The organism is Streptococcus sp. A69 (genome assembly GCF_058556195.1).
Window position 1 is genome coordinate 523,777 of the sequence record NZ_JBZUJU010000002.1, and the last position, 12,277, is coordinate 536,053.

11 protein-coding genes and 1 tRNA gene are annotated in these 12,277 nt (G+C 41.2%); 10 read left to right on the forward strand and 2 right to left on the reverse strand.

The genetic code is table 11. The annotated features are described in order from the left end of the window. Nucleotides 1-19 precede the first annotated feature (19 nt). From vex3 to AC4ME5_RS06605, 10 genes are all read left to right on the forward strand, one after another. Nucleotides 20-1,399 carry an ABC transporter permease subunit Vex3 gene (vex3, locus tag AC4ME5_RS06560; RefSeq protein WP_491800378.1) on the forward strand — a complete coding sequence of 460 codons (1,380 nt, stop codon included), beginning with the start codon at nt 20-22 and terminating at the stop codon, nt 1,397-1,399. Between the two features lie 248 nt (nt 1,400-1,647). After that, the gene (gene vncR, locus AC4ME5_RS06565) at nt 1,648-2,304 is read left to right on the forward strand and encodes a response regulator transcription factor VncR (protein ID WP_491800379.1); all 657 of its coding nucleotides are present in this window, start codon (nt 1,648-1,650) and stop codon (nt 2,302-2,304) included. Continuing rightward, nucleotides 2,301-3,629 (forward strand): sensor histidine kinase VncS, encoded by a 1,329-nt coding sequence (gene vncS / locus AC4ME5_RS06570; RefSeq protein ID WP_491800380.1) that lies wholly within the window; start codon nt 2,301-2,303, stop codon nt 3,627-3,629. The genes vncR and vncS overlap by 4 nt, the downstream gene beginning before the upstream one ends. 138 nt (nt 3,630-3,767) lie before the next feature. After that, complete coding sequence (locus AC4ME5_RS06575; protein ID WP_001019007.1) at nt 3,768-4,649, forward strand: class II fructose-bisphosphate aldolase; 882 nt, start codon at nt 3,768-3,770, stop codon at nt 4,647-4,649. Nucleotides 4,650-4,931: 282 nt separating this feature from the next. Beyond that, the gene (locus AC4ME5_RS06580) at nt 4,932-5,924 is read left to right on the forward strand and encodes an ABC transporter ATP-binding protein (protein ID WP_007520420.1); all 993 of its coding nucleotides are present in this window, start codon (nt 4,932-4,934) and stop codon (nt 5,922-5,924) included. A gap of 1 nt (nt 5,925) precedes the next feature. After that, nucleotides 5,926-6,744 carry an ABC transporter permease gene (locus tag AC4ME5_RS06585; RefSeq protein WP_491800381.1) on the forward strand — a complete coding sequence of 273 codons (819 nt, stop codon included), beginning with the start codon at nt 5,926-5,928 and terminating at the stop codon, nt 6,742-6,744. A gap of 1 nt (nt 6,745) precedes the next feature. Continuing rightward, the gene (locus tag AC4ME5_RS06590; RefSeq protein ID WP_491800382.1) at nt 6,746-7,531 is read left to right on the forward strand and encodes an ABC transporter permease; all 786 of its coding nucleotides are present in this window, start codon (nt 6,746-6,748) and stop codon (nt 7,529-7,531) included. A 100-nt stretch (nt 7,532-7,631) separates the two neighbouring features. Continuing rightward, nucleotides 7,632-7,704: transfer RNA gene (locus AC4ME5_RS06595), tRNA-Thr, on the forward strand. Nucleotides 7,705-7,998: 294 nt separating this feature from the next. Then, nucleotides 7,999-8,868 (forward strand): DUF6287 domain-containing protein, encoded by an 870-nt coding sequence (locus tag AC4ME5_RS06600; protein ID WP_007520417.1) that lies wholly within the window; start codon nt 7,999-8,001, stop codon nt 8,866-8,868. Between the two features lie 227 nt (nt 8,869-9,095). Then, on the forward strand, nt 9,096-9,413 hold the full coding sequence (locus AC4ME5_RS06605; protein ID WP_049536914.1) for a hypothetical protein: 318 nt from the start codon (nt 9,096-9,098) through the stop codon (nt 9,411-9,413). Nucleotides 9,414-9,442: 29 nt separating this feature from the next. Here the strand turns inward: AC4ME5_RS06605 and AC4ME5_RS06610 are convergent, their stop codons facing one another. Then, a complete protein-coding gene (locus AC4ME5_RS06610; protein WP_491800383.1) occupies nt 9,443-11,242 on the reverse strand; it encodes an N-acetylmuramoyl-L-alanine amidase in 1,800 nt (599 codons plus the stop codon). Between the two features lie 57 nt (nt 11,243-11,299). Then, complete coding sequence (locus AC4ME5_RS06615; protein ID WP_007520411.1) at nt 11,300-12,208, reverse strand: LysR family transcriptional regulator; 909 nt, start codon at nt 12,206-12,208, stop codon at nt 11,300-11,302. Nucleotides 12,209-12,277: the final 69 nt, after the last annotated feature.

Consider the following 12,277-nt stretch of genomic DNA (forward strand, 5'->3'; position numbering starts at 1 on the left):
AAATCTAGAAAGGGAACCTATGTTACACAACGCATTTGCCTATGTTACAAGGAAGTTTTTCAAATCGATTGTTATCTTCCTGATTATTCTCCTCATGGCGAGCTTGAGTTTGGTCGGATTGTCGATCAAGGGAGCTACAGCCAAGGCTTCTCAGGAGACCTTTAAAAATATCACCAATAGCTTCTCCATGCAAATCAATCGTCGCGTCAACCAAGGAACGCCACGTGGTGCTGGGAATATCAAGGGTGAGGATATCAAAAAAATCACCGAAAATAAGGCCATCGAGTCTTATGTTAAACGCATCAACGCTATCGGAGATTTGACTGGATACGACCTCATCGAAACGCCAGAAACCAAGAAAAATCTCACTGCAGACCGTGCCAAACGGTTTGGCAGCAGTTTGATGATTACAGGTGTCAATGACTCCTCTAAAGAAGACAAGTTTGTCTCTGGCTCATATAAGCTGGTTGAAGGTGAGCACCTAACCAACGACGACAAAGACAAGATCCTCATGCACAAGGACTTGGCAGCCAAACACGGATGGAAAGTCGGAGATAAGGTCAAACTAGACTCCAATGTTTACGATGCAGACAATGAAAAAGGTGCCAAGGAAACAGTTGAAGTGACAATCAAGGGACTCTTTGGTGGTCACAATAAGTCAGCAGTAACCTACTCACAAGAACTCTATGAAAATACAGCTATCACAGACATTCACACTGCTGCAAAACTTTATGGATACACAGAAGATACAGCTATTTATGGGGACGCAACCTTCTTTGTAACAGCAGACAAGAACTTGGATGACGTCATGAAAGAGTTGAATGGTATCAGTGGTATCAACTGGAAGAGCTACACACTTGTGAAGAGCTCCTCTAACTACCCAGCTCTTGAGCAATCCATCTCTGGTATGTACAAGATGGCCAACCTCCTCTTCTGGGGTAGCTTGAGCTTCTCAGTCCTTCTCCTTGCACTCTTGCTCAGCCTTTGGATCAACGCCCGTCGCAAGGAAGTGGGAATCCTCCTCTCTATCGGTCTCAAGCAGGCAAGTATCTTGGGGCAATTCATCACCGAATCGATCCTGATCGCTATCCCTGCTCTCGTTTCGGCTTACTTCCTAGCCAACTACACAGCTCGAGCAATCGGAAATACTGTTCTTGCCAATGTCACTTCAGGTGTTGCCAAGCAAGCCAGCAAGGCTGCTCAAACCTCTAACCTTGGTGGTGGTGCAGAAGTAGACGGCTTTAGCAAGACCTTGTCGAGCCTAGACATTTCCATTCAGACATCAGACTTTATCATCGTCTTTGTCCTTGCTTTGGTTCTAGTGGTTCTCGTTATGGCGCTTGCTTCAAGCAATCTCCTTAGAAAACAACCAAAAGAGCTCTTGCTCGATAGTGAATAAAAAACTTGCTACCTATTCTCTCCTAAATGGGGTATAATATAGGTAGCATTTTTATCTATTTCATCTTGATAATACTCTTCGAAAATCAAATTCAAACCACGTCAGCTTCACCTTGCCGTACTCAAGTACAGCCTGCGGCTAGCTTCCTAGTTTGCTCTTTGATTTTCATTGAGTATAAGGCCTCTTCCTATCAGGATGAAACAGAGAAGATTTACAAAAAATTTAAAGGAATGTGAAACGTTTTTTCTATGAAAATTTTAATTGTAGAAGATGAGGAGATGATTCGTGAGGGAATCAGTGACTATTTGACAGATTGTGGTTATGAAACCATTGAAGCAGCAGATGGACAAGAAGCTCTGGAAAAATTTTCCAGCTATGAAGTTGCTCTAGTACTGCTGGATATCCAGATGCCCAAGCTTAATGGCCTCGAAGTCCTAGCTGAGATTCGTAAAAGCAGTCAAGTTCCTGTCCTGATGCTGACCGCCTTTCAGGATGAAGAATACAAGATGAGCGCCTTTGCCTCTCTGGCAGACGGCTATCTGGAAAAGCCCTTTTCTCTCTCTCTTTTAAAAGTGAGGGTAGATGCAATTTTCAAGCGCTACTACGATACGGGACGAGTCTTCTCTTATAAGGATACCAAGGTAGACTTTGAGAGTTATAGTGCAAGCCTCGCAGGTCAAGAAGTGGCTATCAATGCCAAAGAGTTGGAAATTCTGGACTATCTGGTAAAAAATGAAGGCCGGGCCTTGACTCGTTCTCAGATAATTGATGCGGTTTGGAAGGTGACAGATGAGGTTCCCTTTGACCGTGTCATTGATGTCTATATCAAGGAACTGCGGAAAAAGCTAGACTTGGATTGTATCCTCACTGTGCGCAATGTTGGTTATAAATTGGAGCAAAAATGAAACGAACAGGTCTATTTACAAAGATATTTATCTATACCTTCTCAATTTTTAGTGTTCTGGTTATTTGTCTTCATTTAGCCATTTATTTTCTCTTTCCGTCAACTTATCTGAGTCATCGTCAAGAAACCATTGGCCAGAAAGCGACAGCCATTGCCCAGTCCCTTGACGGAAAAGATAGGAAAAGTATCGAGCAAGTGTTAGATTTGTATTCCCAGACCAGTGATATCAAAGGGTCCGTTAAGGGTGAGATGACTGAGGACAAGTTAGAGGTTAAGGACAATTTTCCACTAGATACAGCTCGCCAGACAACTTCACTCTTCATTGAGGAACGCGAGGTAAAAACGCAAGATGGTAGCACTATGACTCTTCAGTTTCTAGCTTCCATGGATTTGCAAAAGGAAGCAGAGCAGATCAGTCTCCAGTTTCTTCCCTATACTTTGTTGGCATCCTTTCTAATTTCCCTCTTGGTGGCCTACATCTATGCTCGGACCATTGTTGCCCCGATTTTGGAAATCAAGCGGGTGACCCGTCGGATGATGGACCTGGATGCTGAAGTACGGTTGCGTGTGGATTCTAAGGATGAGATTGGTGATCTCAAGGAACAAATCAATAGCCTTTACCAGCATCTTTTGACTGTCATTGCGGACTTGCATGACAAGAATGAAGCTATTCTCCAGCTGGAGAAGATGAAGGTTGAGTTCCTACGAGGGGCTTCTCATGAATTGAAAACACCTCTGGCTAGCTTGAAAATTCTGATTGAAAATATGAAAGAAAATGTCGGTCGTTATAAGGATAGAGACCACTATCTGGGAGTTGCCTTGGGAATTGTAGACGACCTCAGTCACCACGTTCTCCAGATACTTTCTCTCTCTTCTGTGCAGGAAATTCGAGAGGAGAAAGAAGAGGTTGACCTCCTTCAGATGACGCAAAGTCTGGTTAAGGATTATGCTTTGCTCGCCAAGGAGAGAGAACTTCAGGTAGACATTAGTCTAACCCATCAGCAGGCTTACATAAACCCATCTGTCATGAAACTAATCCTATCGAATCTCATCAGCAATGCTATCAAGCACTCCACTACAGGCGGCTTGGTCCGCATTGGCGAGAGGGAAGGGGAGCTCTTTATCGAGAATAGCTGTAGTCCTGAAGAACAAGAACAATTGGCCCAGTCTTTTTCTGGAAATGCTAGTCGCAAGGCCAAAGGTTCGGGGATGGGACTCTTTGTGGTCAAAAGTTTATTAGAACATGAGAAATTGCCTTATCGTTTTGTAAGGCAGGATGATCGCTTGACTTTCTTTATACGCTTTCCTAGAGTTAGCCAAGATTAAAAAGAAAAGGCTTACATCAATCGAATTAGAAGAAATTCAATCTAAAGTATGGGAAAAACTAGCTTTTTTTATCAAAAAGTGATAAAATGAACAATGTAAATGGGTTGACCCATAAAAATATACAGGAGGCCTGATAAAATGGCAATCGTTTCAGCAGAAAAATTTGTCCAAGCAGCTCGTGACAACGGTTATGCAGTTGGTGGATTTAACACAAACAACCTTGAGTGGACTCAAGCTATCTTGCGTGCAGCAGAAGCTAAAAAAGCTCCAGTTTTGATCCAAACTTCTATGGGTGCTGCGAAATACATGGGTGGTTACAAAGTATGTAAACTTCTCATCGAAAACCTTGTAGAATCAATGGGAATTACTGTACCAGTTGCTATTCACCTTGACCATGGTCATTATGAAGATGCACTTGAATGTATCCGAGTTGGTTATACTTCAGTTATGTTTGACGGTTCACACCTTCCAGTTGAAGAAAACCTTGAAAAAGCTCGTAAAGTTGTAGAATTTGCTCATGCAAACGGCGTATCAGTAGAAGCTGAAGTTGGTACTATCGGTGGTGAAGAAGACGGAATCATTGGTGATGGCGAATTGGCTCCAATTGAAGATGCTAAAGCAATGGTTGCAACTGGTATTGACTTCTTGGCAGCTGGTATTGGTAACATCCACGGTCCTTACCCAGCAAACTGGAAAGGTCTTCACCTTGATCACTTGCAAAAATTGACAGAAGCAGTTCCAGGCTTCCCAATCGTATTGCATGGTGGTTCAGGTATTCCTGATGACCAAATCCAAGCAGCTATCAAACTTGGTGTTGCGAAAGTTAACGTTAACACTGAATGCCAAATCGCATTTGCTAACGCAACTCGTAAATTTGTTGCTGAATACGAAGCAAACGAAGCAGAATACGATAAGAAGAAACTCTTTGACCCACGTAAATTCTTGAAACCAGGTTTCGAAGCAATTACAGAAGCTGTTGAAGAACGTATCGACGTATTCGGTTCAGAAGGTAAAGCTTAATTTAGCTGAACAATACAGATAGAACCTGCCATTGGGCAGGTTTTTTGTGTTTTAAAGAAATTATCAAACAAGAATTTTTGATTCAAAAGTATTACATTAAGAGAGAAGTCTCTAATTTCATAATCTACAAGCAAACGCTTGCATTCCGTTTTTTATTGAACTATAATAGGTTGGTATAAAGTCTTTTGTAATAATAAAATGTAGAAGATTTAGAAGGTAAGGATTTAGAATATTTGTAGTCAAAAATACGATGTTTCTATTCCTTACGATAGGGAGAGAAATATGGCAATGATAGAAGTGGAACATCTCCAGAAAAATTTTGTGAAGACTGTTAAAGAACCGGGATTGAAGGGGGCTTTGCGCTCCTTTATTCATCCTGAAAAGCAGACCTTTGAAGCGGTCAAGGATTTGACTTTCGAAGTACCAAAGGGCCAAATTTTAGGCTTTATTGGAGCTAATGGTGCTGGGAAGTCGACAACTATTAAGATGCTGACAGGGATTTTAAAACCGACATCTGGTTTTTGTCGGATTAACGGCAAGATTCCGCAAGATAATCGCCAAGATTATGTTAAGGATATCGGGGTTGTCTTTGGACAACGTACCCAGCTATGGTGGGATTTGGCTCTGCAAGAGACCTATACGGTCTTGAAAGAGATTTACGATGTGCCAGATTCGCTTTTTCAGAAGCGCATGGATTTTTTGAATGAAGTCTTGGACTTGAAGGAATTTATCAAGGACCCCGTGCGAACTCTTTCACTGGGACAACGGATGCGGGCGGACATTGCGGCTTCCTTGCTTCACAATCCCAAGGTTCTCTTTTTAGATGAGCCGACTATTGGTCTGGATGTTTCTGTCAAGGATAACATTCGTCGAGCCATTACCCAGATTAATCAGGAGGAAGAAACAACCATCCTCTTGACCACTCATGACTTGAGTGATATTGAGCAACTTTGTGATCGGATTTTCATGATTGACAAGGGGCAGGAGATTTTTGATGGAACGGTGAGTCAACTCAAGGAAACCTTTGGCAAGATGAAGACTCTTTCCTTTGAATTGGTGCCAGGGCAAAGTCATCTCCTTTCTCACTATGAAGGCTTTCCTGATATGACTATTGATAGACAAGGGAATAGCCTTAATATTGAATTTGATAGTTCCTGCTACCAGTCAGCTGATATTATCAAGCAAACCCTGTCTGATTTTGAAATCCGCGATTTGAAGATGGTGGATACGGATATCGAGGATATTATCCGTCGCTTCTATCGAAAGGAGCTCTAAGATGGTCAAATTGTGGAGACGTTATAAACCCTTTATCAATGCAGGGGTTCAGGAGTTGATTACCTATCGAGTCAACTTTCTCCTTTATCGGATTGGCGATGTCATGGGTGCTTTTGTGGCCTTTTATCTCTGGAAGGCGGTCTTTGATTCCTCGCAAGATTCTTTGATTCAAGGCTTCAGCATGGCGGATATCACCCTCTACATCATCATGAGTTTTGTGACCCATATTTTGACTAGGTCGGATTCTTCCTTTATGATTGGTGATGAGGTCAAGGATGGTTCCATTATCATGCGTTTGTTGAGACCAGTGCATTTTGCAGCTTCGTACCTCTTTACGGAACTTGGATCCAAGTGGTTGATTTTTATCTCTGTTGGACTGCCATTTTTAAGTGTTATTGTATTGATGAAAATCTTATCTGGGCAAGGGGTTGTAGAAGTGCTAGGATTAACCATCCTTTATCTCTTTAGCTTAACCCTAGCCTACCTGATCAACTTTTTCTTTAATATCTGCTTTGGGTTTTCAGCTTTTGTTTTTAAAAATTTATGGGGCTCTAATCTGCTTAAGAATTCTCTGATTGACTTTATGTCTGGGAGTTTGATTCCTTTAGCTTTCTTTCCAAAGATTGTTTCAGATATTCTGTCCTTCTTGCCTTTTTCATCCTTGATTTATACTCCAGTTATGATTATTGTTGGCAAATACGATGCCAGTCAAATTCTTCAGGCGCTCTTGCTACAGTTCTTCTGGCTTATAGTGATGGTAGGCTTGTCTCAGTTGATCTGGAAACGAGTCCAGTCATTCATCACTATTCAGGGAGGTTAGTATGAAAAAATATCAACGCATGCATCTGATTTTTATCAGACAATACATCAAGCAAATCATGGAGTACAAGGTCGATTTTGTGGTTGGTGTTTTAGGTGTCTTCTTGACCCAAGGCTTGAACCTCTTGTTTCTTAATGTACTCTTTCAACATATCCCCTCGTTAGAGGGTTGGAGCTTTCAAGAGATAGCCTTTATCTACGGTTTTTCCTTGATTCCCAAGGGATTGGATCATCTCTTTTTTGACAATCTCTGGGCGCTAGGCCAACGACTAGTCCGAAAAGGGGAGTTTGACAAGTATCTGACCCGTCCTATTAATCCGCTCTTCCACATCCTCGTTGAGACCTTTCAAATTGATGCCTTGGGCGAGCTCTTGGTCGGTGGCATTTTACTGGGAACAACAGTGACTAGCATTGCTTGGACTCTTCCCAAATTCTTGCTTTTCCTAGTCTGTATTCCTTTTGCGACCTTGATTTATACTTCCTTGAAAATCGCGACAGCCAGTATCGCTTTTTGGACCAAGCAGTCAGGTGCTATGATTTACATTTTTTATATGTTTAATGACTTTGCTAAGTATCCGATTACCATTTACAATTCGCTTCTTCGTTGGTTGATTAGCTTTATCATCCCTTTCGCCTTTACAGCTTACTATCCTGCTAGCTATTTCTTACAGGACAAGGATGGACTCTTTAATATCGGTGGTTTGATGCTGATTTCCCTTGTTTTCTTTGCTATTTCTTTGAAACTCTGGGACAAGGGCTTAGATGCCTACGAAAGTGCGGGTTCGTAAAAGGAAGAATCTCAAAGCCTTGTCTCAGGATATGCTTTTTCTAATGGAGATGAAAATTTCTTGACATCTATTCTCAAAGTGCTATACTAAAAGGGTAATCGCCGATTTAGCTCAGTTGGTAGAGCAACGCACTCGTAACGCGTAGGTCACAGGTTCGATCCCTGCAATCGGCAGAATGAAGAAGTCCATTAGGGCTTCTTTTTTTGTAAATATAGGAAAGGTGGAACGTTTGAGATAGGTTCTATTTAACGTCTGAAACTCCTGCTTATAAATAAAAACTAAAATTTATATTTTGTGGTATAATATATTTTAATAAGCACTTGTTTTCGTTCCGTTTTAGAGGACTATAGGCTGTTAATCATTCTAGAATTTTTTGCATAGGTTTTCTAAAAATTATAAAAATCCGTGGATAATAACGAATGAAGTCTCGCAAGCTTGGCTGAATATAAATCAAAAAGGAGAAAATTATGAATAAGAAAGAACGAGAAAAACAATTTGAAGAGGTCAATGGACGTAAGCGGTCTGAATCAAAGTCGGCTCCGAATAAAAATATAAAAATCTATATTGGCCTAGCACTCGCTGCTTCAGTCACTCTCATCTTGGTAAGTATTTTCTCGCATTCTTTGATTGGAAAGAAAGAGTCAAATCAAGCATCGTCTGCCGTTTCAACTACAGAGTCAACAAGTCAATCGTCTACAAACCAAGGAAAAATAGATGAGACTGATAAGGATAAACAAGAGGAAATTCAAAAACTCAAGAATCAACTGACTGCTTTAGATACCAAAATTACGGAAGCAGAAGCACTTGTTAGCAAGTTGAAGAAAGAAACTACCGTTCCAAAACTAGATATTGAAGCAATCAAGAACAATGATCTATCTAGTTTAGAAGGTACTTGGCGTAGTCAATCTGGTAATGAATACATTATTAATGATTCTGGAGAAGTACGTGCGACTTGGTTTACAAATGATCAAAAGTACGAATCTGTAGTTGGATTAAAGGTATCAAAAGGTCAAGATAGTCGTAACCCTGAGACAGCTTCTCTCAGTGCGTGGGTGAAAGATTCTGTTGCTGGAGGATTTGTAGTAGTAGCTGTGCCAAGCGGAGTTGTTATGCAACCTGGGGATGATGGAAAGATTACGGATAAAAGTAATCATGCTGAGGAAAGACTTTTTTCTGGACAACAATATGAAGCGATGTTAATGAAACCAGAAGATGTTTATTATCGTGTGAAACCAGATGCTAGTAAACTTAATGAAGAGGAGAAGAATTTAGCTCAACTACAGGCTGAGCGTGAAGCAATCAAATCTTCTCTAGAATCTAAGGAAAAGAAAAACTAGATTGTATTCGTTCAAAAATACTGTTACAATCGGCAGAATCAAGAAGCCTTAATTAGGCTTCTTTTTTTGTTGTCGGTAATATTCAACCACTTAGACTGAGATAGAGACCAGATAGGCAAAAGAGCTTGTTCTGGGGGAAACCCTCTGCTATAATGATTTTTGTAAGGGGCGTGAAGGGTTGGTGCCAGACAACTCAAATTCCTAAAAAAAGAAAATGGAGACAAAAAATGAAAAAATTATTGGGACTTGTATTTTTAGTAGCAGCAGCGCTAGTATTGTATTTCGGCTCTGTTGGATGGGCAAGTTTGGATGTCAACCTCTGGTCACTCATTCCGGTAGGATTGTTCCTCTATTTTACGCTAGAAAACTTTTTGAAAAAAGACTACAAGTCTAGTCTGATGTGCTTGATCATTGCCTTTGTCATTGTAAATGCTATTTTTGATCTCTTACCAATTTCAAGTGGTTTGGTAATTGCTGCCGGTGTGCTAGCATGTGTAGGACTTGGCTACCTCTTTCCTGATAAGGATAAACAAGAAGACAAATAAAAAGTCTCGAGATTTCTCGAGACTTTTTATTATTTACCAGCGTAATATTTTTGGATCCCTTTCACAATACCTGCGACCAGTTTATCTTGGTAGTGGCTATCTCTGATTTGTTGGTTTTCGGTGAAATTATCCATATAACCAAGCTCTAGGAGGACAGCTGGTTTGGCTGTTTCGCGTAGGACAGCAAAGCTGCTCTCCAACAGACCAGCATCCTTAGCTCCTGTTTCTGCTAGAAGAGAGGAGTGGATGGCAGCGGCGAGGCGTTTGCTTTCACTCATACGATCAGGGTGATTGTGCCAGTATTGATTAATCTTACTTGGATAATCAGGTTCATCTCTATAGGAGTAGGTTTGAATACCGCTCGCTTTTGAGTAGGTATTACCAGTAGCGTTGAAGTGAATACTGATAAAAATATCAGAGTTGGTCTTATTAACCATACGAGAACGTTCGGTAACAAAATCAACGTCAATATCACTATCACGAGAGGTGAGGACCTTGTAGCCCAGTTCTTCTAACTTAGCACGAAGTTTACGGTAAATCTGCATATTGAGATCTTTTTCAGCGACATTGTAGTAAAAAGCACCGGAATCTCGACCACCATGCCCAGGATCTAGGAAGATGGTATTGCTATATTGGCCTTTTGTAAATCCGCCTTCAGTTGAAACTTCAGAAATCCATTGGCCGTATTTTTGGAACAAGTGCTCCTTGCCGTCTATCTTGTAAGTTCCTGAAACATAATGTCCACTATCGTCCAGATAGTAACGAGCCTTGTAATAGTCGTCGTAAATCCACTCATTCTTGGCCATATAACCGCCAGACTTGAGGTAGTATGCCCCAATCCACTCTTGATTTGCATAACGGCCATCCGCTTTTAGATAGAACCAGCTATTGTAGGATTTATCAAAAATCCACTCTTTTTCCGCCATGGCCCCGCTGGCCTTGAGGTAGTAGCTTTCTTTCCATTTATTGGAAAGCATGACTCCATTTTGTTCAAAAGCATACCAAGAACCATTGATTTTCTCCCATTTGTCTTGGCTATATTTCCCATATTCATTAGCGTAATACCAATTTTCATTGATTTTCACCCAAGAGTTTTCTGCCATGGCCCCGCTACTGTCAAGCAGGTAGGCACCAATGGTTGTCTGGCTGAGCATCACGCCGTTTTTATCAAAGTAGTACCAAGAACCGTTGATTTTCTCCCACTTGTCTTGCGAGATTCTGCTAGATGGTGTGACATAGTACCAATTTTGGTCAACCTTCACCCAGCCATTGTTAGCCATAGCCCCACTTTTAGTAAGGAGATAACCATCAACGATTGTCTGACTGAGCATGACTCCATCTTTGTCGAAGTAGTACCAAACTCCTCCGATTTTTTCCCATTTTTGCTGGATGATTTTTCCAGACTCACTGGTGTAGTACCATTTCCCTTCAAGAACCACCCAACTATTTTCTACCATGACCCCGTCTTTATTGAGAACATAGCCGTCAAAGATAGTATCGCTGAGTCGATTTCCCTCTTGGTCAAAATAGAACCACTTATCTTGAATTTTTTTCCATCTTAGGACAGGCTGATTATTTTCATAGAAACGCCACTGCTTGTTTTCTTCCTGCCATCCTTCTTTTTTAGGGGCTTCTTCTTTTGTCTTGTCTTTTGGAAGTGATGCAACCTCCTTTTCAGTTTTAGTTGAAAGATCTTTCTTATCTTCCTTAGAGTTGCTTTGTTCGGTGGTAGCAGGAGGATTAGCGTTGCTTTCCTCTGCGTAGATAGGTGCTTGGGTCAATCCTGCCATTGAAAGGACAACAGCACTTGCCAATATAAACTTTTTCAACGATATTCTCCAATCATTATTTTCTAAGAAATATTATAAAATATGTCTGATGGTTTATCAACTATCAAACTGAACTTCTTCTACTAAGTATTCGATAAAGCGTTCACCCATCTTAGACAGGCTGGTTTTTTCATGCTGGATATAGACTAGTTCAATCGGGTCGTCAATGTCCAGTGGAATGGAAACGATATTGTCTCCGTTGAGGTTGCTGTTCAAAATCCCTGTTGCAATGGTGTAACCATCCAAACCAATCAAAAGGTTAAAGAGGGTGGCACGGTCACTGACTACGATGGATTTCTTGTGGTGCTCTTGTGAAAGAATCTCCTCTGAAAAGTAGAAGGAGTTGTGCGTCCCCTGGTCATAACTCAGATAAGGGAAGTCTTCCAAATCAACCAGTTTGACCTTGTCTTTTTTAGCTAGAGGGTTGGTCTTGCTAACAAAGATATGGGGTTGAGCGGTAAAGAGGTGGTGCGCTAGCAGGTGATTGTCATCTAGCATTTTCGTTAAAACATCACGGTTGTAGCTGTTTAAAAAGAGGACACCGACCTCACTACGGAAGTTCTTGACGTCGTCGATAATCTCCCAGGTCCGAGTTTCACGTAGGAAGAGCTCGTATTTTTCCATATCACTTTTCTTGAGCAGAGAGACAAAGGCATTAACTACAAAGGCATAGTGCTGAGAGGAAACGCTGAAAAGTTCGCGGTGGGCGACAGGATTTTTATAACGTTCCTCCAGAAGTTGGGTTTGCTCAACGACCTGACGAGCATAGGAGAGAAACTCCATCCCGTCACGGGTTAAGGTAATGCCCTTGGGATTGCGGATAAAGATTTCAATGCCCATTTCATTTTCCAAGTCTCGAACGGCATTTGAAAGACTGGGTTGGGTGATAAAGAGTTGCTTGGCTGCTTCATTCATAGAGCCAGTTTCGACAATTTTGATAATATAGTGTAGTTGTTGAATTCTCATGTTTTTATTGTACCACACTTGCGGAAGAATGGGCAATGAAGACGAAGAAAATAGGGGGGAAAGAGCCGG